The organism is Hoeflea sp. AS16 (genome assembly GCF_038900095.1).
In the GTDB taxonomy this organism is placed as follows: Bacteria; Pseudomonadota; Alphaproteobacteria; order Rhizobiales; family Rhizobiaceae; genus Hoeflea.
Window position 1 is genome coordinate 50,433 of record NZ_JBBMQQ010000006.1, and the last position, 19,412, is coordinate 69,844.

The window sequence follows — 19,412 nt, forward strand, 5'->3', positions numbered from 1 at the left end:
GGCATCAGCCTCAATTTCCGCTGCCGAGAGTGCGGATGGCTTCCCTGAACACTTCCTCGGTCGACTTGGTCATCGACGAGATGTTGTCGAACGCGCGCGAGATTGTGATCAGGCGGCTCATTTCAGCCATGGCATTGACGTTCGAGTTCTCGATGTAGCCCTGCAGCAGGCCGGCGCTGTCAGCGTCGAGTACTGGTTCAGGCGGAATTGTCGGCACGATGCCGATCGGGGCCTTACGCGTAAAGCCATCCCTGAAATCGGCAGAGAACAATCCGATGGCGCCGCGCCGGAAGCCATCCTGGCTCAGTCCGCCGTCGCGCCCTGCCTTTGGCGGCTCGCCATCGGGATCGAGCTGAATCGGCGCCTCGCCCGGGTCGAGCACGGGATATCCATTGATGTTGACCAGCTGGCCGGCATCGGTGAGCGTAAAGCGACCATCGCGGGTCAGCATTTTTCCGGTCGGTGTCTCGATCATGAACCAGGCGTCGCCGCGAATGGCGAAATCGAGCGCGCTGCCGGTGGTCTTCAAACCGCCATTGGCCGTGCTCAGATAATCCTGACCCTCGTCGACAAAGGACACATCGGTCGAGCCGGTGTTGGCCAGCACTTCATTGAACTTGACCTCCGTGGCCCTGAAGCCGGTGGTATTGGCGTTGGCGACGTTGTCGGCCAGCGTGGTCAGGCGGCGCTCAAGCGCAATCTGGGATGACAAAGAAACATAGATAGAACCCTGCATCAGCGGCCCCCGAGTTTGAGATTGTTGATGGAGAGCATCAGCTCCGGCGTGATGCCGAAACCGGTGGACGAGCTCAGCAGCAGGCTGGAATCGGCAGATCCGTACGAGGGATTGTCGAGCTCCCAGAGAGCGGTGAAGCGCTGCATGAACGTGTTGAGTTTTTCCGGATCCTTGAAGTCTTCGATGTCGAGACGCGACTTGAGCATCTCGGCCTGCTTGTCGATGTCGGAAGCGGCGACTTCCGCCGGGATGCCGAGCGCTGTCCGGACGACTTCGTAAAGGGCCGTATCGGCGAGAATGCCGTAGACGGAATCGAGCTCCGGGGCTGTCCGCTCGAAATAGAGCGCCAACCGGACACCGGTATTGTCCTGGCCGACTTCTTCTTCCAGCGTTATCCGGTGATACTTGTCGACCGTGCCCTGCTGCGCCTTGTTGAAGATGGTCGCGGTTTCGCCATTGCGGGCAAAATTGTAGGTCTCGGCGAATTCCTTGTACTTGGAATCGGCAAGCTTGTTGGCAAAGGCGTCCTCGTTGTCGACACCTTCCGTCAAGACCTTGCGCATGAACGCCTTGGCGTAATCCATGTCCTCAAGACCATGCGCCTTCATGGCGTAGTTGAACACGCGCGTGTCGGCCATGAATTCGTCAATGGATTTGATCTCGGAAATGCGGCTGAGATAGTATTCGCTTTCCCGCGCGACCTGGGGCTGGCTGGCAATCCGTTCGATCGACTTGGGAAGATCCCGAGTGATCAGATTGTAACTGGTGTATGTTGATGTCACCGGATGTACCCTTCCTGTTTTCCAGGGCGCATTGCGCAGTTGGCGACAGGCACAACCCCCGCAAGCCTGTCCCGGATTAGGCCATCTTGCTTGTGCGAAGCTGAAGATTTGCAGGAAGCCATTCATCACACAGACAGATTCAGCTTCACACAAGGCTCAAGCCGTAGTGATTGTCCTGCATCTCAATTACCGTGGCGGGACGTTATGAATATTATTGTTGGTTTTGTTATTACCATCGGTTGCGTACTCGGCGGCTTCATGGCCATGGGCGGGCATATCGAGGTGCTCAACCAACCGTTCGAGCTGCTGATTATCGGCGGCGCGGGTATCGGCGGTTTCATCATGTCCAATCCGGTCAAGACCATCAAAGACACGGTGAAAGCATGCGGCGAGGCATTCAAGGGCACGGTTCCCAAGGAACGCGAATATCTCGACACGCTGAGCATTCTGTATTCGCTGATGCGCGACCTGCGGACCAAGAGCCGCAACGAAATCGAAAGCCACATTGACAACCCGGAAGAGTCGGAACTGTTTCAATCGGCGCCGACGATCCTGAGGAACAAGGAACTGACCTCGTTCATCTGCGATTACGTCCGCCTGATCATTATCGGCAATGCCCGTCCGCACGAGATCGAAGCCTTGATGGATGAGGAAATCCACACAATCGCGCAGGACCGCCTGAAGCCCTACAACGCCATGAGCACGATGTCCGACGCCTATCCGGCTATCGGTATTATTGCCGCGGTTCTGGGCGTGATCAAAGCGATGGGCGCGATCAATGAATCGCCTGCCGTGCTTGGCGGACTGATCGGCGCGGCCCTGGTCGGTACCATGCTCGGAATTTTCCTGTCCTACTGCGTTTTCAGCCCGATCGCCCTGAACATCAAGATCGTGCGGACCAAGCAGAACCGGCTTTACACGATCGTCAAGCAGACCCTGCTGGCCTACATGAACGGTTCGGTTCCCCAGGTTGCTCTCGAGCACGGCCGCAAGACGATCTCTTCCTACGAGCGCCCATCCATCGATGCAGTCGAACAGGAAATGATGAATCCTGGCGGCGGCGAAGCGAAGGCGGCCTGATCCGATGAGCGTAGCGACCGAAAACCAGGAACCGACAGGCGGCAACGGATTTGATCCGGACCTGCTGGACCGGATGATCGGCCTCAAGGGCAACACCCCGGATATCCAGACAAGAAGCCAGAACCTGCTGAATGCGCTGTGCCCGATGCTGTCCACGGCTTTCCAGAGTGCGACCGGCGTCATGATCGACGCCCGCCCTGGCGAAATCCACCTGGGGCGCCGCCGTGAACTGCTCGCCGAATTGAGCGGCGACACGGTGTATTGCGAAGCGACCATCGCCAACTGGTCAAGTGAAATTTCCAGCCTGTGCGGCACGAAGCTGATCATCGGCATGGTCGAATGCCTGCTGGGCGGTTCTGACCCCGATCATCTCGACATCGCGGCACGGCCGCTCTCGGGTATCGAACTCGACATGTCGCTGGTGGTGTTCGAACAGCTCAACGACAGTCTGCGCAACCTGGTATCGGCCAAGCCCGACGCAAGGGCGCGGGCGAAAAACCCGCAGCCGGAGCATCCCGAGGAAGAGGACGATCCGATTCCGGATTTTCATGCCGTCGCGTTGACGCTTGATATCGAATTCGGCGCCATCGCGGCGCCCCTCACCCTCATCCTGCCGCAATCGGTCCTGCTCAAGACAAAGACCAATGCGGCCAAGCTCGACAAGAAGTCCGACCCGAACAAGGGTGAATGGACCGAACGGTTGAGCGACCGCGTTTCCAAATCGCAAATCAGCCTGCAGGCCGCGGTGGCACTGCAATCTCTGGAGCTCGGCGAGATCAGCCGTTTGCAGCCTGGTGACCTGATCGCATTCGCAAACAATGGCGATATCGAGGTTACCCTGAGCGCGAACGGACAACCGCTTTACACCTGCGCACTGGGCCGGGCTGGCTCGCGCTACATGGTCAAGGTCGAAGGTCAGGCCGGGCCGGACGAAAACTGGAAAACCGATTTTAGATGAGATGAAGCCCGCGAGCCGCATGGAAGGCTCCGGGCAAGCTTCAGACGGGATAAAGATACATGGCTGGCGAAAAAGCACTTGATGGCACTGACGATCTGATGGCGCAGGATGACGGCGCGATAGATGAAGCCGTGGGTGATCTTCGCGACGTATTGAAGAAAGATGCCGGCATGGAGCCGGATCTCACTGAAGAAAGCGTGGATGGTATGGGTGGCGCAGCAGCCTTTGGTTCCGATTTTGACGCAGACTTCGGGGAAGACACAGCGGCCGACGATCCGTTCAACATAGGCGATCCGGCAGCGGACACCTCCGATTTCGGCGGAGTTGACCTTGATGCGGCAGGGCTCGGCGGTGGAGATTTCGGCGGCGACTTCGGCGGACCGGATCTCGGCGAGCCTTCAGCTGCAGTAGCGGCCGGCAATGCCCTGGTTCAGGACTTCGGATCACCGCAGGCTGCCGACCCGGGCGTCAAGATCGGCGCCAGCGGATCCACCAACCGGGTGGATCTGGTTCTCGGTATTCCGATCGACGTCCAGATCATTCTCGGTTCGAGCCGCATGGCTGTTTCCACTTTGATGAACCTTTCCGAAGGCGCGACAATCGCCCTGGACCGGAAAATCGGAGAACCTGTGGATATCATGGTTAACGGCAAGCTAATCGGCCATGGAGAGATTACAGTTCTGGAGACAGACGACACCAAATTTGCTGTCAAGATAATCGAAGTCATCGGCGAACCGCAGAAGAAATCGAACTGATATGACAGACTATGATGAGTTCACCCCGGAAAGCACCGAAGTCGGCACAGTCCTGACTCCGTCTGAAAAGGCCGCAGCCGTGCTGCTCGCCATGGGAAAACCGGTGGCGGGCAAACTGCTGAAATTCTTCGAACATGAAGAGCTGCAGCAAATCATCAAGAATGCCCAGAACCTGCGCACCATCAAGCCGCAGGAACTGGTGGAACTGGTCAACGAATTCGAGGATCTGTTCAGCGAAGGCACCGGCCTGATGGACAATGCCAAGGCGATGGAAGGCATTCTCGAAGAAGGCCTGACGCCGGACGAAGTCGACGGTCTACTCGGACGCCGCACCCAGTTCCAGAGCTTTGAAACCTCGATCTGGGATCGTCTTCAGGATTCCGATCCCGATCGCGTCGGCAAGTTCCTGCAGAGCGAACACCCGCAAACCGCGGCCTACATCGTTTCGATGCTGCCGACCGCATTTGCCGGCCGGACGCTGATGAAGCTGCCGGAAAAGGCCCGGGTCGATATCGTCCGTCGCGCCGTCGACCTCAAGAACGTCAATCCGCGGGCTGCAGAAATCATCGAGGCCCGGGTCCGGGACCTGGTCACCGCCATCGAGGCGGAACGGTCGAGCACCGGCTCGGTCAAGGTCGCAGAGATCATGAACGAGCTGTCCAAGCCGGATGTCGAATCACTGCTCGGCGCGCTTGAGACTGTCTCCAAGACCGCTGTCGAAAAGGTCCGTCCGCGGATCTTCCTGTTCGACGACATCATCCTGATGCCGCAGAAGAGCCGGGTTACGCTTTTCAACGATATTTCCGGCGACATCATCACCACCGCCCTGCGCGGTGCGGATCAGGAGCTGACCGACGCGGTCCTGTCGGCCATCGGTGCCCGTCAGCGGCGGATGATCGAATCGGACCTCGCCGCAGGCGCAGGCAATGTCAGTACTCGTGAAATCGCCGTTGCCCGGCGCAGCATCGCCCAGGAGGCCATCAGACTGGCCGGGCTGGACCAGCTGACGCTGCGTGAAGACGCAGACGCCGAAGCTGCCGCAGCTTGACCTGAGCTACGATGGCTGAGAGCGAAGACAAAGACAGCAAAACAGAAGAACCAACAGAGAAAAAGATCCGGGACGCGGTGGACAAGGGCAATGTGCCCTTCAGCCGCGAGGTCCCGATCTTTGCATCCACGCTTGGCATGCTGGTTTTCCTCGTCTTCTTTCTGCCCAACAGTGCCGGACGGTTTGCCGAAACACTGAAGGATCTGTTCGAGCAATCGGACGGCTGGCGGCTAACCAACGGCGGCGATGCGATGGCCCTGTTCGAGCTGCTGTTTTTCGAAGCCGGCGGAATCCTGCTGCCGGCTTTCGCGCTTTTGATGGGGTTTGGCATCTCCGCCTCGGTTCTGCAGAACATGCCGAGCCCGGTTCTTGACCGGATCCAGCCAAAGCTCGAGCGGATCTCCATCGCCAAGGGCTTCGGCCGGATATACGGCGCCAAGGGTTTTGTCGAATTCGGCAAGAACATTTTCAAAATTGCGGCGGTCTCGACGATCGTCGCAGTGGTGATGCAGACCGAATATTTCCGCTCGCTGGACTTCATGTTCATGGACCCGATGCTGGTTGTGCCCGACATGGCGCGGATGGCCGGCAAGGTGATCGTGGTGGTGCTGATCTGCACGGCCACACTGGCTGTTCTCGACCTGTTGTGGACCCGCTACAGCTGGCACCAGGACCTGAAGATGAGCAAGCAGGACATCAAGGACGAGCTCAAGCAATCGGATGGCGATCCGATCATGAAAGCCCGCCAGCGCTCGCTTGCCCGTGACCGTGCGCGGCGGCGGATGATCGCGGATGTTCCGCGTGCCACGCTGGTGATTGCCAACCCGACCCATTATGCCATCGCCTTGCGCTATGTGCGCGAGGAAGGCGGGGCTCCGATCGTCATTGCAAAGGGCAAGGACCTGATTGCGCTGAAGATCCGTGAAGTGGCCGAAGCGCACGGAATTCCGGTTTTTGAGGACCCGCCACTGGCACGCTCCATTTTTGCGCAAGTCTCAGTCGATAATTTCATTCCACCGGTGTTCTACAAGGCTGTTGCCGAGTTGGTGCACCGTATTTATTCGGCCAAACCTAATTCCAGAATTCCGGGCGCCTGATCATGAAACAGAATCCCTTCTCCGCCGAGCAGGAAAAGATCATCGCAGACGCCATCTGTACGGTTGCGAGCGAACTGCGCCTGATCGACGTGGCCGATCTCATCTCGATGCTGCGTTTCGAAAGGCACGGCGACCTGGCCGACCTGGTGGCTTCGGCAGCAGAAATGTATTTTCTGCCCGGCACAATCAAGCTCGGCATCGGCGGCGACTATTATCTGGACTGGGGCGGACAGCCGCGCGTGGTGCTTGATCTCGAGATCCGTCCAAAGAAGGTCACCATTTACGCACGACTGGTGCTGGAACAGGATTGCGGCGGCGTTGAAATCAATCACATTGCTTTTGACGAGACGCTGGAAAATCCGGACGACTATACCACCGTGCTTGCAGAAAACCTGCGCGCGGCGGCGTTCCGGCCATTCATGAACGCGACCCAGATCTCCAGACCCGCGGCCTGAAGCATCCGGCTTGCCGGAAGGCGAACGTCCGGCTCAGCTCCATTTTTTCCAAAGCATCCAGAGGCTCAGGCTTGAGCTGATTGCCTGTCTTGACCTTGATTGTCCGACTTTCGTGCGGGCACCGCACAGCGCGCTTCACACCGACTGGTGACGGTTGTCACGCAATGACGCCCAGCCGGATTGCCTTTGCAATCGCCTGAATACGGTTGACGGCGTTGAGCTTGGTCGTCGCCGATCCCAGATAGGCATTTACGGTGTGGACCGAAAGATTGAGCTGCTCGCCGATCGCTTCGCTCTTCATGCCGTTTCCGACCAGCTGCAGGCATTCAATTTCGCGGTCGTTGAGATTTTCCGATCCGCTTGTCATGCCGAATGCAAGCCGCAGCTTTTCCCGCATCACCGTGAGAGACTTCCGGTGCAGATCGATGAGGATGTCATTGTTGAGAATGGCGCGGGCGTCGAAGAACACCACGAAGCCATTGCCCATCGTTCCCAGCTGGACCGGAAACGCCAGGTTGGTGCCAGAACCGGCTTCCGTCTGGATGACAACGGCAGGCGAGGAGTTGAACACCGTTGCATCCTGCGGTGCAAACATGACCGGGCACGGTGAAGAGGACAGGTGTTCGAGCAGGAATTCCGAATGTTCGAGGAGGAACTTGCCGACTCGGTCCTGGGAACCGGGGCTCTGCATGGCGCACTCGATCTGGCCCGGTTTCAGCAATGTATGCGCCTGAACGGTCAACAGCGCGAACGCGGTGCTGCCACAGAGCCTCTGCATTGTCACAAGCTTGGGAAACAAATCAGCAATCGAACCGGCATCGCCAACCGCACCACCGCCAGGTGAACGCTCCGAAGAGCGCTCCTGGGTATTTTGTGCGTCTTGATATGCTCCGATTTCCATCTAGGTGGTTCCTCTGGTCATATAATGCGCTGACGAACGGCGAATGCAACCGCTTCGGAGCGTGTTTTTGCGCCGGTCTTGTTCATGATGCTGGTGATATAATTGTTCACGGTGTTGCGTGAGATACCGATAATCAACGCAATCTCATCGCTGGTTTTCCCCTCGCCAATCCAGGAAAGGCATTCGACTTCCCGCACCGTGAGGTCGGAAAGCGCATAATTGTTCGAAACCAGCTCGGGAAACTGCGAGGTGTGATAGGCGGTTGCCAGGGCCACGTCGCGCATGCGGTCGTGCGAGACCGATGCATCCTTGTCGAACAGGAGGACCAGCAACATGCGGGCCTGTCCGGCATTGTAAGGGATCAGGCACATCCGTCGCGCATATTCAGGCGCCAAGTCCACCGATGTGTCAATTTCCTGGAATGTCGGCTCGAAGGCCTGGAGGCAACGACGCACCTCGCTTGTCCGAGCCTCGGAATCAACCAGTGTCGCGCCAAATTTGCGGACAAGATTGAAGGGCCAGTTCGAGGTTACGATGAAATCGTGATTGCGGTCCGAATACAGATCCGTCCGGGCCAGAAGATAGGACCGCGCGCCGGCATAGGCGCAGATAAGGTCCATTCCACCTGTCAGATGCCCACAATTCCGCTGAGCTTCCAAATCATGGATAAATGCCCCGCGTGCAATCATCAGATACCCTTCCCTCGTATAGTGCCCGCAACTGACAGCGCACTGAGAAACCACCGCATGGTTCGGGAAATGTCAGTATCCATACGCTACTCGAAACCGATCGCCCCACCGCAAGACCAAGCCGCTTCCTCGTTTGCCCGGCCAATCGAATCAACGAATCGATTCGCTGGCAGAGGTAGTGTGCCGAAATTCACCCCGAGAAAACATAACCACTTTCTAGGACTGGACAGAACCAATGTTTTCTGAGGGGAACTTACAGCATTTCTCGCGGCTTGTGCGATTTATCGTCGAATCAGCCGATTTGACGCCGGGAATGAGCCTCAAGGGCATGATTTCGGCCGAATACTGCTATTTTCAGGCCGATTCTTCACCGGTTCGCTTGATTTCGCATACAGGCCCGGACCGGCGTAGCGGGGCATCATGCGCCCTTTTGGGGAAACCGCATGGGGCACCGTACAAGCATGTGGATTGGGAAAAATCTACGCTGCCAGGGACTGCTGTCCGGCAAAATTTGTCTTGAGCGGCTCTCGTCTGGTCCGGGGAAGGATACCCAGGCACCGCTCAGGCGGGGGCCGCTTTGACCACTGCGCTCCGGACCGCGCCGTCCGCGATCCCGGAATTTTGGTTCCCCCGGACGGACGGACCTGAGGCTGGTCCGGCCGGGGATAATTCTTTGGTTATGCCGCTTCGCTCGAGGCCCAGCTTCTGAGGATTTTCGCCGCGCGTTCCTCGTTGATCTCGACCATCCGGGCGAGACGCCGCTCCGGACCTTCCTTGACGCGGCGGTTGAAGGCACCGCTGTCTTCGAGTTCAAGATCGGATTCGCTCTCCTCGCCAAATCCGAAGTCGGCTCCGAAGCCTTCCATCGGCATTGCGTTGCCACCACCCATCGCCGCCGGCGAGAAGTCAGGCAGTTCCAGCTCATCATCCAGGCCAAGCGCTTCCTGGCTGGAGGCTGCAGCCGAGCCGCGCAGCAGCGGACGGAAGCCGAACATGATCAGCAACACTGCCACGGTGATGAACGCTATCGCATTGATGATCGTGCCGAGATGGGTCTTCAGGGTATCCATGAAACCCGGCTGTGCGGCATCAGCAGTGAGAATTTCGCTGGCCAGGAACTCCATGACCGTGACGGTGGCGCGGTCGCCGCGCTCGACATCGATGCCGGAAGCGGAAGCAACAACCTCTTCAAGTTCCGCAATATAGGCCGCGGTCTGTTCAGGAGTGGGTTCGCCGCCGAGCATAGCATCGATGCGTGCCTTGTTGACCACAACCGCGATCGACAAGCCCTCGATGGTGTAGCTGTTGCGTACGGTCGAGACAGTTTTCGAGTTGATTTCGAAATTGGTCTGCTCTTCTTTCCGCTCGGCCAGTTCGCTGGATTGCGGGCCGTCTGCACCGGTGGCGCCCGGTCCCTGGTCGGGAATGTTCTGCTCGACAGTGGCAGGCGTTGCCGAAGTCGACTGACTGGACGTCTGGTTTTCACGCGTTACCCGGATCGACCGCTCGACACGGGATTCTGGATCGTAAACGGTTTCCTGTATCTGCTGGCTGTCGGTGTTGACGTTTGCATTGACGCTGGCCCTGAAGTTCTCGATTCCGAGGAAGGGGGACAAAGCCTTCTCAATGTTGGTTTCCACCTCACCCTGCACCATCTGAACGATCGAGAGCGAGCGGTTGATGTTCGAGTTAGAGAAATCATCCCCGGCGGCGAGCAGCTTGCCTGTCGCATCGAGCACGGTGACTTCATCCACCGTCAGACCCGGCACCGATGAAGCGACCAGATGACGGATCGAATCTGCAGTGCGGCCGGCAATGTTGGTGCCGCCGCGGACCATCACCGAAGCTGACGGTTTCTGGTCTCCGCGCCGGAAATTTCCGCGATCAGGCATCACGATGTGAACACGCGCTGCCGAAATGCCGTTGATTGATTGAATTGTGCGGGCGATCTCGCCCTCGAGTGCGCGGACCCGGGTCACTTCCTGCATGAAGCTGGTCAGTCCGAGAGAGCCGACCTGGTCGAACAGTTCGTAGCCTGCGGTGCTTGACGAGGGCAGTCCACGTTCTGCCAGCAACATCCGGGCACGATTGGTCATGCCAGCAGGCACGGTCACGGATGTACCATCCGCACCGGTTGCGAAATCGATGTTGGATTCGGCCAGAACCAGACCAATCTGGTTAACGTCTTCACCGGACAGGCCGATGTACAACGTCTCACGTGTTGGTTTGTTCAGGAATATCGCTGACCCGATAATCAAAAAGATCGACAGGGCGCCGACCCCGACAAGAGCCAACAACTTCGTCTGACCGAGACCGGCCAGATTCTTGGTGATTTGTGACAGCTGGTTCAACAGACTCATTCTGTATCCGCGCTCAATAAAAGATGCCGGCCACATTGACCGGTAAGTTCACCCTAGATGGTGAAACTTGCGCGAAGATGGTCAGGAACCGCCTGGCCCCGAATGATCAGAAAAACTCGAGGTCGCCCGATGCCTTCTGATAGGCCTCTGCCGAAGGCTCTTCATGAATGGAGGCCATCAGGCGCCGCTTCATGTCTTCCAGCGTAATCAGATTGAGCGCCGTGGTAATGTCGATGAGGTGGTCAGGCTCCAGCCGCTCGCCGAGCCCGTTGAGGAAGTCCGCAAGCCCGTGGGTTTTCTGAACAGCAAGATCGATGCCCTGCATGACCCGCATGTGATCGGGAGACGCCAGAAATTCTGTCGACCTGCCATTGGACAGGAGAGGCTCGAGCCGTTCGATCAGCTGAGCAACATCAATGAGTTCCGAACTGATCCGGGCCATCACTTCACGCAACGGCTCGGTTGCGTCACCGCCGGGGTCATCGAACTTTTGCGTCATCTTGGCGGAACTCCCTAAAAAAACTCGATCGACGTATCCGCCGGCTTCGGTGCAATAATTTTTGGTTGTGCGGTCTCGAGTGCAACCGTCTTCTGCGTTTCCGCACCGGAGAGCGGGTACTGGCGGGCGCGGCCACTGACGGGGAAGTACTCAAGCTTGCGCCCGACGTCCCCACCGGTATTGCTTCCGACAATACGAATGCCTTCGTCACTGAGAAACTGCTGGGCAAATTCCGCGTTCTTCTCCCCAACATTGGAGAATCCTGCAATCGTCTTTGCACCACCGATAATCTTGGCTTCAATACGGTCGCGCCGCGCACCCTTCTTCAGCAGGCCGTTGATGAGCAATTCCATCAAATGCACGCCATAGCGGGTTGCTTCGCCACCGGACCCGTTGGCCGAACCGGGCAACAGGAAATGATTCATGCCTCCAACACCTGCTACCGGGTCACGCATGCATGCAGCAACGCATGACCCCAGGATGGTGGAGAGCACGACGTCCGGATCATCTGACACTTTGTATTCGCCCTGGATCACGTGGATCCTGCGAAACTGGACGTCTGCTGTCATTTCAGCGATCCAAACACTGCCTCAATCGCCGCTCTCATCTTTTCGATGGTGAACGGTTTCGCCAGAACATTGTTTGCGCCGAGTGCAGCAGCCTTCTGAACCAATGCCCGGTCACCCTGGGCTGTCAGCATGATAAATGCCGCTTTCTTGGTTGCCGGATTGGACCGGACCGCCTGGAGAAAGCCCAAGCCATCCATTTTCGGCATGTTGAAGTCCGAAATAACCAGATGGTGTGGTTGCTGGGCCATGATCTTGGCACCTTGCTCTCCATCACCGGCCACAGTGATCTGTGTAAAGCCGAGCTGCTGGAGTGCGTCGCCGAGCAAGAGCCGGCTAGTCACCTGATCATCGACGATGAGAACCTTGATTTTCTGTGCAATGGACATCACGCGACCCTATCTTTGCGAGAGGTTGTTGTTGTTGACTTGAGGATCTCTTCCCCAATCTGATTAAGAGGCAATTGGAAATCGACGGCACCAATCTCGTGCGCCACGCGCGGCATGCCGTAGACAACGCAGGTTTTTTCGTTCTGCCCCAAGGTGGTGGCGCCGGCTTTGTGCATTTCCAGCAGGCCGGACGCTCCGTCACGCCCCATGCCTGTCAGGATAATTCCAACCGCCTTGCGCCCGGCAAGCTTTGCAACAGACTTGAACATGACGTCGACCGATGGCCGGTGGCCATTGACCGGAGCACCGTCGATCAACATGCACCGCGGCGCTGACGGGTTGGAAATCTCCAAATGGCGGTCACCGCCCGGAGCCAGGTATATCCGGCCGATCTCGAGCCGGTCACCATCCTCGGCTTCCTTGACCCGTGGCGCGCACAGGCGGTTGAGCCGCTCGGCGAAACTCCTGGTGAAGGTCGCAGGCATGTGCTGGGTAATAACCGTGGGCGGACAGTTGGCCGGAAACTTGGTCAGAACCGCAATCAATGCCTCGACACCGCCGGTGGACGCGCCGATGGCGATAATCTTGCGCGCCGGCTGGTAATCGCTGGGCGCGGCATAATCAGGCGCAGCGGCAGCTGCTGCCTGGCCGGCAACAACCGGATCTGGCGGATGACGCTTCGACCGCGCCGCGGCCTTTACCGTTTCGGCCAGTCCCGCGAACGGCCGCGGATCGCCCGGCAATGGCTTGCCGATGCAATCGAACGCACCTATTTCAAGCGCGGCCAAGGTCGCCTCGGCGCCGCGCTGGGTCAGGGTCGAGACCATGATCACAGGCATCGGCCTGAGTTTCATGATCTTCTCGAGAAACTCGATGCCATTCATGTTGGGCATCTCGACATCCAGAGTGACGACGTCGGGATTGAGCTTCTTGATGGCGCTCCGTGCCTCCATGGCGTCGGCGGCCTCCCCGACGACCTCAATGCCCGGATCGGACCGCAGAACAGCCCTGATCAAGCTCCGCATCGTCGGAGAATCGTCGACAACAAGTACACGCGTTCGTGCTGTCATGAGTGTCAGACCCTCCCCTTGTGGCGATAGGTGGTGATGGCCGTGTTCTCAAAACGATCCTTGCCCTCGCCGGACAGCCGCTCAGAATGGCCAATGTAGAGATATCCGCCAGGCGGCAGGAGATCGGCGTAGCGAACCCAGATCTTCGCCTGGGTCGGTTCGTCGAAATAGATCACGACGTTGCGGCAGAAGATAACGTCAAACGGCCCGCGGAATGGCCACTGGGCCATCAGGTTGAGCTCCTTGAAGCTGATCAGCTGCTTGACCTGATCACTGATCTGCCAGCGTTTTTCCGGGGTCTGGGTAAACCACTTGCTGCGCATTCCGGCATCGACGGTCTCGATGGATTGCGCGTCATAGACACCGGCTTTTGCCTGCGCGATGATTTTCGGATCGATGTCGGTGGCGAGGATCTTGAAATCCAGGTTGGCCACGTTCGGCGCCATGGAGAGCACGGTCAGGGCGATCGAATAGGGCTCCTGGCCATCGGAACAGGCAGAAGACCATATGCGAACCCGGCCGCCGGCATTGGCACGGGCGAGAAGACCGGGCAGAACCTCGGTGCGAAGATGCTCAAAATGATGGTTCTCGCGGAAGAAGCGGGTGAAGTTGGTGGTCAGGAAACTCAACATCTCCCGCCGCTCTTCAGCGCCGGCGGCTGAACCGACAAGAGCGCAGTAATCCCGGAAGCTGTTCAGTCCGATCTGACGCAACCGCTTGGACAGCCGCGAATAGACCAGCGACGCCTTGGTCTCGTTGAGAGCAATGCCAGCATCGGCGTAGATCATCGCGGCAATCTCGGAGAGATCCTTGCGGGTGAGCGGATACTCTCCCTTTACAAGGCATTCATCAGGCCGGCCCGATTGGAGTATAGCAGCGGCGCTCATGCGGCCTCACTTTCAATGCTGACAAAAAGGGCGTCGAGTTGAATAAAGCTGATCATTCGATCATCCATCGGAAGCATCCCTCGGATCAGGTCGCGATCCATGTTCTTGCTGACGTCGGGCGCCGGGTGAATGTCGCTTGCGGGGACCGCGAGGATATCGGAAACCGAATCCACCAGCAGACCGACAATCTGGGTGCCGATCTGGGTGACGATAATGACATGTTCCTCGGTGGGTTCGGCTGGCGCCATTCCCAGTCTCAGTGACAGGTCCATTACCGGCAACACCGTACCGCGAAGGTTGATCACGCCGCGAACATAGCCCGGCGAGTGCGGCAGAATGGTCGCGGGTGTCCAGCTGCGGATTTCACGCACGGACATGACTTCGACGCAGAACGCCTGATCGCCAAGTGTAAAAGCAATCAATTCAAGCATGTCATTTTCCGAAATCCGCATTATGCCCTGCCCCTAGCCGGTTGCCGCGAGGACCATGTCAGGGCTCAGCGGCTGACCGCGAGAAGCCGTGACAACAGCATCGACATCGAGAATGAGAGCCACTCGACCATCACCGAGAATTGTCGCGGCAGCGATGCCCGGGACATTGGTGTAGTTGGCTTCGAGGCTCTTGATGACAACCTGGCGCTGACCCTGGATAGCGTCGACCATGAGCGCGCGCTGACCGCCGCCTTCGGATTCCACCAGCAAGGCCACTCCGTCGATCGGGTTGGCCAGATCGGACCGGAAGTTGAGGATGTTGCCGACATCGACAAGCGGACAGAAGGTGTCGCGGATGGCTATAAGCCGCTGGCTTGGGCCAAAGGAATGAATATCGGCCTTTTCCGGCTGCAGCGTTTCGACGATGGCGGTGAGCGGCACGACCAGTGTCTGGTTGGCGACCGTGACAACCATTCCGTCGAGAACGGCCAGCGTCAGCGGCAGGCTCATGGTGAAGACCGAGCCCTTGCCGGGCTTGGAGGTGATCGAAATTCGGCCGCCCAAGGCCTGGATGGAGCGCTTGACCACATCCATGCCGACGCCACGTCCGGAGATATCGGAGATCTTGTCCGCGGTCGAGAAACCGGGATGGAAGATCAGGTTGTCGATATCCTCGTCGCTCAGGTTTGAATCCGGTGTGATCAGCCCGTTCTCGATGGCCTTGGCCTTGACGCGTTCACGGTTGATGCCTGCGCCGTCATCGGCAATTTCGATTACAATGCGGCCGGAGCGGTGTTTCGCGCTGAGACGCAGCACACCTTCGGCGTTCTTGCCGAGCTCGGTGCGCTTCTCGGGCCTTTCCAGCCCGTGATCGACCGCGTTGCGGATCATGTGGGTCAGCGGTTCGGCGATCTTGTCGATAACCGTCTTGTCGACTTCGGTGTTTTCACCTTCGGTGACCAGTCGAACCTGCTTGCCGGTCATGTCTGCGATTTCGCGAACGATACGGCCCATGCGCTGGAACACCGGCTTGACCGGCTGGGCGCGGATGGCCATCACGCTGTCCTGGATTTCCCGGGTCAGCTGCTGAAGCTCTTCAAGTCCGAGGTTGACGGCAGACGAGCCGCCGCTTTCGTTTTCAACCACGCTCTGCGCCAGCATGGCCTGGTTGATCACCAGCTCGCCGACCAGGTTGATCAGACGATCAACGCGGTCAAGATCAACGCGGATGGTCTGCGGCGCCGCAGGGACTGCGGGAACGACGGTTTCCTTTTTCTCGCTTTCGGCAATCGCCTTGGCTGCAAGCGGCAGGTTTGCCGGAGCCTTTGCGGGTTCTTCGGCGGCTGCAGGCGCGGGGGCGGCAGCTTCGGCAGAAACCGCCGGCTGGTCTTCCAGCAACGACAGGTCAAACGGAACCGCAGCCATCGGCTGTTCCTCGCCCGATGCGGCGGGGGCGGCAAATGCCTCCTCGTCGGCGCCGGCGGTGATTTCAACGGTGGCGTCCCACTCGACGAATTCGAACACGTGACGAATGGCTTCTTCGTCGCTCTCGGTTTCAATCCGGATCAACCAGGAGAAGTAAGAGCCTTCCGGATCGAGCATGTCCAGCGAAGGCAGATCGTCTGTCTCGCAGCGGACCTGAAGGTCGCCGAGCTTGGCGAGTTCGCGCAGGATCAGGACCGATTCATTGCCCTTCGCATAAAGATCGGAGCGGGGTTTGAAGCGAACAGTGAAAACCGAGCGGCCGTCTTCGATCGCCAGTTCATCATCCAGGCTGTCGAAGCTGAACGGAACCGGCTGGAAGCCGCTGTCATCGGTGGGCTCGACCGCTTCGGCGGCCGGAGCAGGCTCTTCGGTTTTTGCAGGTTCCGGCGCCGCGGCAGAAGCACTCGGTACCGGCTGGCCCTTGGCGTAGGCTTCAAGTTCGGCGACCAGGCCCGAGGTCCGGGTTGAATCGACGGTGCCGCCGTCGCGGGATGCCGCCGTCAGGTCGGCGAGAACGTCCGCAGACCGGAGCATGACCTTGAGCAGGTCCGGAGACGCTTCAAGCTTGTTGGATCGAACGCAATCAAGTGTTGTCTCGAACACGTGAGCGAAGGAGACGAGATCGTCGAGGCCGAATGCCCCTGCGCCACCCTTGATCGAATGCACGGCGCGGAAAACCGCATTCACCGTTTCCGGATCGGTGTCGCCATCATTGAGTCGGAGCAGACCGGATTCCAGTTCAGCGAGTTGTTCCTCGCATTCCTGGAAAAAGATCTCCTTGATTTCATTCATGTCCATGGGGAAGATCCTGTCAGGCGGTTACACGCTCGATGGCGGCGATCAGCTTCGATGGGTCAAAAGGTTTAACAATCCAACCAGTTGCGCCGGCTTCACGAGCACGATTCTTCTTTTCCGCGTCGCTTTCGGTGGTTAGAACCAGGATCGGAATTGCGCGGTAGCGGTCGTTCTGCCGCACGCCTTCGATGAAACCAAAACCATCCAGCCGCGGCATGTTGATGTCGGTGACGATGACGTCGGGATTGGATTCTTCGAGCACTTCGAGGCCTTCGACGCCGTCTTCCGCTTGAACGATGTCAAAGCCGGCGTTGTTCAGGGTCACCAGCAACATGTTGCGGATGGTTCGCGAGTCATCGACCGTGAGAACCTTCTTCTTCATTTCAACATCTCCTTTGGAAGCAGAGCTTCATCCGAAATTCCTAGTAATTGCAGTGTCTTGGTAAAGACATCCGAAGCCGGCTCCACCTTGAAATTCTGATCTTCCGCGCGCCAGCTCTTGGCGGCGGCCAACAGCACCTGGATGCACTGGGCACCAACCCGGGTGACATCCGATGCATCAATGTCGATGTCCTCGCCCTTGTGCGCGAGCACCTGTTCATGCAGCCGACTGGCTGCGTTGAGGTCGAGAACCTCCGGCAGTTTCAGAACTTTCGGTGATGTACCGTCAGACGACATGTCGACTATCCTCGCTTTTGAATGGGCAAACGCAGTGTGGCGCTATCTGTTTCTGGTTCAGGCTCATCGTGCGAGCCTCCGCTGCGGCGGCTGTTCCTGTCCGGCCTGCGCAGATGCCGGCTGAGCCGACAGCTCGACAGTCTGAAACCCTGCGTGGCGCTGCTCACGGTGCAGGCGGATCTGTTCGCCAAGTTCGGAAATAACGAGCCGAAGATCGGCGCCGGCTTCAGCCGCGCCTGCAAACTGTGCCGCACCGGAATTGATCTGGCCGGAAATCTTTCCCAGGGAGATAGCCGAACCGCCGATCTGGTCGGCTTCGGTCTGCGTCTGGGTGCCGACGCCTGAAACGGATTGCGATATGTTGCCCACCTGCTCGACAAGTCCCGAAATGGCTGACCGGGTCTGATCGACCAGTTCGACGCCACGCCCGACATGGGACTTGGCGTCGGAAACCAGATCCTTGATTTCGTTGGCGGCGCCAGCCGACCTCTGTGCAAGGCCGCGGACTTCGGTCGCGACAACTGCGAAGCCGCGACCGGCATCACCTGCGCGGGCAGCCTCGATCCCCGCATTGAGCGCCAGCAGATTGGTCTGGAATGCGATTTCCTCGATAACCGAGATGATCTTGCCGATCTGTTCGGCTGAATTCTCGACGCCGGCCATGGCATCGATGGCGTCGGCAACAACCCGGTCACCGGCCTCGGCGCTCTTGCGGGCTTCGGCAATCAGGTTTTCGGCCTTCAGTGCGGCCTCGGCCGTCACGCGCATGCGGTCGGCAATGGCGGCAAGACCGCTGTGCTCTTCGTCAACTGATGCGCCCTGGCGCTCGATCTCGACGCGAACAGCCTCGATATCGTCGCTCAGCCGCACTGCGAGCTGTTCGGCCTCGGCCAGGCTGGCAGCGGCGCCGGTCACAAGGTCTTCAAGGCGGCTGACCGCACGATTGAAATTGTCGGCAGCCTGCCGGTGCGGCTCGATGTTTTCCGGCTCGATCCGCACGGAAAGGTCGCCATCAGCCAATTGGGCAAGTGCCGCACCCAAGGTGGATTCAACCAGCGCGCGTTCCCCGGCGATTTCGTCTTCGCGCTGCCGGGTCAAAGTTCTGGCCTGCTCGCCAAGCCTGTGGGTGACCTGCACGTCGATGTCGATGAGAGCGGCCTTGACGACATCGACAAGGCGGTCAGCCAGCAGGTTGCGATCGGACTGGCGTGAAAAACTCCTGAACAGGCCGGTGCGGCTTTCGTCGACAAGCCGGCGGATAACCCGTTCGAGAACCAGCGCATGTCCACCGATGGACCAGCCTGCGTCGAGGCCTATGCGCTGGCGAACCTCACCGAGAATGACCGACCGGTCCGCATAAAGACCATCAAAACGGCCATCGGCCAGAATCGACCAATGGGCCACTTCCAGCTCTTCAAGCCGGTCGATCTGGCGACCGGATGTAAACAGCGAGGCGATTTCGGGAGTGTTCTGGAGGCGTTCGAAAAAGGCCGAGAGTGCAATGCGGGCTTCGGCCTCGATCATCGGCCGCATGCCGCGCAGGCGGTCGCCGCTGTCCTGATCAAGCCGGGTCAGCTCAAGCCGTGCGCGCAGGCCGTCAGCGGCTGCTGCATCCCTCACCCTTGCTTGAACCTGCCCCACGCGTTTAACCCCAACAGTCGGCCATGAGCCGAAGACTTCGACTGGACCAGTCTGACTGCGGTGTGGCGTCAAAACACTTGATGTCCCTGTCGCGCTTGCTGACAGGACAC

General features: G+C 58.8%; 21 protein-coding genes. 6 read left to right on the forward strand and 15 right to left on the reverse strand.

What is annotated here, in order from left to right; translation table 11 throughout:
- Window positions 1-10: 10 nt before the first annotated feature.
- Both flgF and WNY80_RS15370 read right to left on the reverse strand, forming a co-directional pair.
- On the reverse strand, window positions 11-736 hold the full coding sequence (flgF, locus tag WNY80_RS15365; RefSeq protein ID WP_342888283.1) for a flagellar basal-body rod protein FlgF: 726 nt from the start codon (window positions 734-736) through the stop codon (window positions 11-13).
- Complete coding sequence (locus tag WNY80_RS15370) at window positions 736-1,518, reverse strand: DUF1217 domain-containing protein (protein WP_342888284.1); 783 nt, start codon at window positions 1,516-1,518, stop codon at window positions 736-738. Before WNY80_RS15370 ends, flgF begins: the two co-directional genes overlap by 1 nt.
- A 204-nt stretch (window positions 1,519-1,722) precedes the next feature.
- Between WNY80_RS15370 and motA the strand changes: the two genes are divergently transcribed.
- From motA to WNY80_RS15400, 6 genes are read left to right on the forward strand one after another with little or no spacing between them, the layout of a single operon-like run.
- Window positions 1,723-2,598 (forward strand): flagellar motor stator protein MotA, encoded by an 876-nt coding sequence (motA, locus tag WNY80_RS15375; protein WP_342888285.1) that lies wholly within the window; start codon window positions 1,723-1,725, stop codon window positions 2,596-2,598.
- Window positions 2,599-2,602: 4 nt separating this feature from the next.
- Complete coding sequence (locus WNY80_RS15380; protein WP_342888286.1) at window positions 2,603-3,556, forward strand: FliM/FliN family flagellar motor switch protein; 954 nt, start codon at window positions 2,603-2,605, stop codon at window positions 3,554-3,556.
- A 59-nt stretch (window positions 3,557-3,615) separates the two neighbouring features.
- Window positions 3,616-4,311, forward strand: a complete 696-nt coding sequence (fliN, locus tag WNY80_RS15385) for a flagellar motor switch protein FliN (RefSeq protein ID WP_342888287.1) — start codon at window positions 3,616-3,618, stop codon at window positions 4,309-4,311.
- Between the two features lies 1 nt (window position 4,312).
- A complete protein-coding gene (locus WNY80_RS15390; protein ID WP_342888288.1) occupies window positions 4,313-5,359 on the forward strand; it encodes a flagellar motor switch protein FliG in 1,047 nt (348 codons plus the stop codon).
- A gap of 11 nt (window positions 5,360-5,370) precedes the next feature.
- On the forward strand, window positions 5,371-6,456 hold the full coding sequence (gene flhB, locus WNY80_RS15395) for a flagellar biosynthesis protein FlhB (protein WP_342888289.1): 1,086 nt from the start codon (window positions 5,371-5,373) through the stop codon (window positions 6,454-6,456).
- A gap of 2 nt (window positions 6,457-6,458) precedes the next feature.
- On the forward strand, window positions 6,459-6,911 hold the full coding sequence (locus WNY80_RS15400; protein ID WP_342888290.1) for a hypothetical protein: 453 nt from the start codon (window positions 6,459-6,461) through the stop codon (window positions 6,909-6,911).
- A 157-nt stretch (window positions 6,912-7,068) separates the two neighbouring features.
- On the opposite strand, the gene WNY80_RS15405 is transcribed toward WNY80_RS15400, so the two are convergent.
- The 13 genes from WNY80_RS15405 to WNY80_RS15465 form a co-directional block, all read right to left on the reverse strand.
- The gene (locus WNY80_RS15405) at window positions 7,069-7,812 is read right to left on the reverse strand and encodes a helix-turn-helix transcriptional regulator (protein WP_342888291.1); all 744 of its coding nucleotides are present in this window, start codon (window positions 7,810-7,812) and stop codon (window positions 7,069-7,071) included.
- A gap of 17 nt (window positions 7,813-7,829) precedes the next feature.
- The gene (locus WNY80_RS15410; RefSeq protein WP_342888292.1) at window positions 7,830-8,432 is read right to left on the reverse strand and encodes a LuxR C-terminal-related transcriptional regulator; all 603 of its coding nucleotides are present in this window, start codon (window positions 8,430-8,432) and stop codon (window positions 7,830-7,832) included.
- A gap of 746 nt (window positions 8,433-9,178) precedes the next feature.
- Complete coding sequence (gene fliF / locus WNY80_RS15415) at window positions 9,179-10,861, reverse strand: flagellar basal-body MS-ring/collar protein FliF (protein WP_342888293.1); 1,683 nt, start codon at window positions 10,859-10,861, stop codon at window positions 9,179-9,181.
- A gap of 106 nt (window positions 10,862-10,967) precedes the next feature.
- Window positions 10,968-11,360 carry a hypothetical protein gene (locus tag WNY80_RS15420; RefSeq protein WP_342888294.1) on the reverse strand — a complete coding sequence of 131 codons (393 nt, stop codon included), beginning with the start codon at window positions 11,358-11,360 and terminating at the stop codon, window positions 10,968-10,970.
- Window positions 11,361-11,374: 14 nt separating this feature from the next.
- Entirely contained in the window at window positions 11,375-11,929 is a 555-nt protein-coding gene (gene cheD, locus WNY80_RS15425; RefSeq protein WP_342888295.1) for a chemoreceptor glutamine deamidase CheD, read from the reverse strand.
- On the reverse strand, window positions 11,926-12,315 hold the full coding sequence (locus WNY80_RS15430) for a response regulator (RefSeq protein WP_269389511.1): 390 nt from the start codon (window positions 12,313-12,315) through the stop codon (window positions 11,926-11,928). The genes cheD and WNY80_RS15430 overlap by 4 nt, the downstream gene beginning before the upstream one ends.
- Complete coding sequence (locus WNY80_RS15435) at window positions 12,315-13,385, reverse strand: chemotaxis response regulator protein-glutamate methylesterase (RefSeq protein WP_342888296.1); 1,071 nt, start codon at window positions 13,383-13,385, stop codon at window positions 12,315-12,317. The genes WNY80_RS15430 and WNY80_RS15435 overlap by 1 nt, the downstream gene beginning before the upstream one ends.
- 5 nt (window positions 13,386-13,390) lie before the next feature.
- Complete coding sequence (locus WNY80_RS15440; RefSeq protein ID WP_342888297.1) at window positions 13,391-14,272, reverse strand: protein-glutamate O-methyltransferase; 882 nt, start codon at window positions 14,270-14,272, stop codon at window positions 13,391-13,393.
- Window positions 14,269-14,724 (reverse strand): chemotaxis protein CheW, encoded by a 456-nt coding sequence (locus tag WNY80_RS15445; RefSeq protein WP_342888298.1) that lies wholly within the window; start codon window positions 14,722-14,724, stop codon window positions 14,269-14,271. The genes WNY80_RS15440 and WNY80_RS15445 overlap by 4 nt, the downstream gene beginning before the upstream one ends.
- A gap of 12 nt (window positions 14,725-14,736) precedes the next feature.
- Complete coding sequence (locus WNY80_RS15450; protein WP_342888299.1) at window positions 14,737-16,986, reverse strand: chemotaxis protein CheA; 2,250 nt, start codon at window positions 16,984-16,986, stop codon at window positions 14,737-14,739.
- Between the two features lie 13 nt (window positions 16,987-16,999).
- Window positions 17,000-17,365 carry a response regulator gene (locus WNY80_RS15455; RefSeq protein WP_152010190.1) on the reverse strand — a complete coding sequence of 122 codons (366 nt, stop codon included), beginning with the start codon at window positions 17,363-17,365 and terminating at the stop codon, window positions 17,000-17,002.
- Window positions 17,362-17,661 carry an STAS domain-containing protein gene (locus WNY80_RS15460; RefSeq protein WP_342888300.1) on the reverse strand — a complete coding sequence of 100 codons (300 nt, stop codon included), beginning with the start codon at window positions 17,659-17,661 and terminating at the stop codon, window positions 17,362-17,364. Before WNY80_RS15460 ends, WNY80_RS15455 begins: the two co-directional genes overlap by 4 nt.
- A 63-nt stretch (window positions 17,662-17,724) precedes the next feature.
- Entirely contained in the window at window positions 17,725-19,281 is a 1,557-nt protein-coding gene (locus tag WNY80_RS15465) for a globin-coupled sensor protein (RefSeq protein WP_342888301.1), read from the reverse strand.
- Window positions 19,282-19,412: the final 131 nt, after the last annotated feature.

Bases quoted from the DNA above. Each gene is read 5' to 3' on its own strand.
- flhB (WP_342888289.1), top strand. From the start codon at position 5,371: ATGGCTGAGAGCGAAGACAAAGACAGCAAAACAGAAGAACCAACAGAG.
- WNY80_RS15455 (WP_152010190.1), bottom strand. From the start codon at position 17,365: ATGAAGAAGAAGGTTCTCACGGTCGATGACTCGCGAACCATCCGCAAC.
- WNY80_RS15430 (WP_269389511.1), bottom strand. From the start codon at position 12,315: ATGTCCATTGCACAGAAAATCAAGGTTCTCATCGTCGATGATCAGGTG.
- fliN (WP_342888287.1), top strand. From the start codon at position 3,616: ATGGCTGGCGAAAAAGCACTTGATGGCACTGACGATCTGATGGCGCAG.
- WNY80_RS15445 (WP_342888298.1), bottom strand. From the start codon at position 14,724: ATGCGGATTTCGGAAAATGACATGCTTGAATTGATTGCTTTTACACTT.
- flgF (WP_342888283.1), bottom strand. From the start codon at position 736: ATGCAGGGTTCTATCTATGTTTCTTTGTCATCCCAGATTGCGCTTGAG.
- WNY80_RS15440 (WP_342888297.1), bottom strand. From the start codon at position 14,272: ATGAGCGCCGCTGCTATACTCCAATCGGGCCGGCCTGATGAATGCCTT.
- WNY80_RS15405 (WP_342888291.1), bottom strand. From the start codon at position 7,812: ATGGAAATCGGAGCATATCAAGACGCACAAAATACCCAGGAGCGCTCT.
- WNY80_RS15390 (WP_342888288.1), top strand. From the start codon at position 4,313: ATGACAGACTATGATGAGTTCACCCCGGAAAGCACCGAAGTCGGCACA.
- WNY80_RS15460 (WP_342888300.1), bottom strand. From the start codon at position 17,661: ATGTCGTCTGACGGTACATCACCGAAAGTTCTGAAACTGCCGGAGGTT.
- WNY80_RS15400 (WP_342888290.1), top strand. From the start codon at position 6,459: ATGAAACAGAATCCCTTCTCCGCCGAGCAGGAAAAGATCATCGCAGAC.
- fliF (WP_342888293.1), bottom strand. From the start codon at position 10,861: ATGAGTCTGTTGAACCAGCTGTCACAAATCACCAAGAATCTGGCCGGT.
- motA (WP_342888285.1), top strand. From the start codon at position 1,723: ATGAATATTATTGTTGGTTTTGTTATTACCATCGGTTGCGTACTCGGC.
- cheD (WP_342888295.1), bottom strand. From the start codon at position 11,929: ATGACAGCAGACGTCCAGTTTCGCAGGATCCACGTGATCCAGGGCGAA.
- WNY80_RS15420 (WP_342888294.1), bottom strand. From the start codon at position 11,360: ATGACGCAAAAGTTCGATGACCCCGGCGGTGACGCAACCGAGCCGTTG.
- WNY80_RS15410 (WP_342888292.1), bottom strand. From the start codon at position 8,432: ATGGACCTTATCTGCGCCTATGCCGGCGCGCGGTCCTATCTTCTGGCC.
- WNY80_RS15450 (WP_342888299.1), bottom strand. From the start codon at position 16,986: ATGGACATGAATGAAATCAAGGAGATCTTTTTCCAGGAATGCGAGGAA.
- WNY80_RS15380 (WP_342888286.1), top strand. From the start codon at position 2,603: ATGAGCGTAGCGACCGAAAACCAGGAACCGACAGGCGGCAACGGATTT.
- WNY80_RS15435 (WP_342888296.1), bottom strand. From the start codon at position 13,385: ATGACAGCACGAACGCGTGTACTTGTTGTCGACGATTCTCCGACGATG.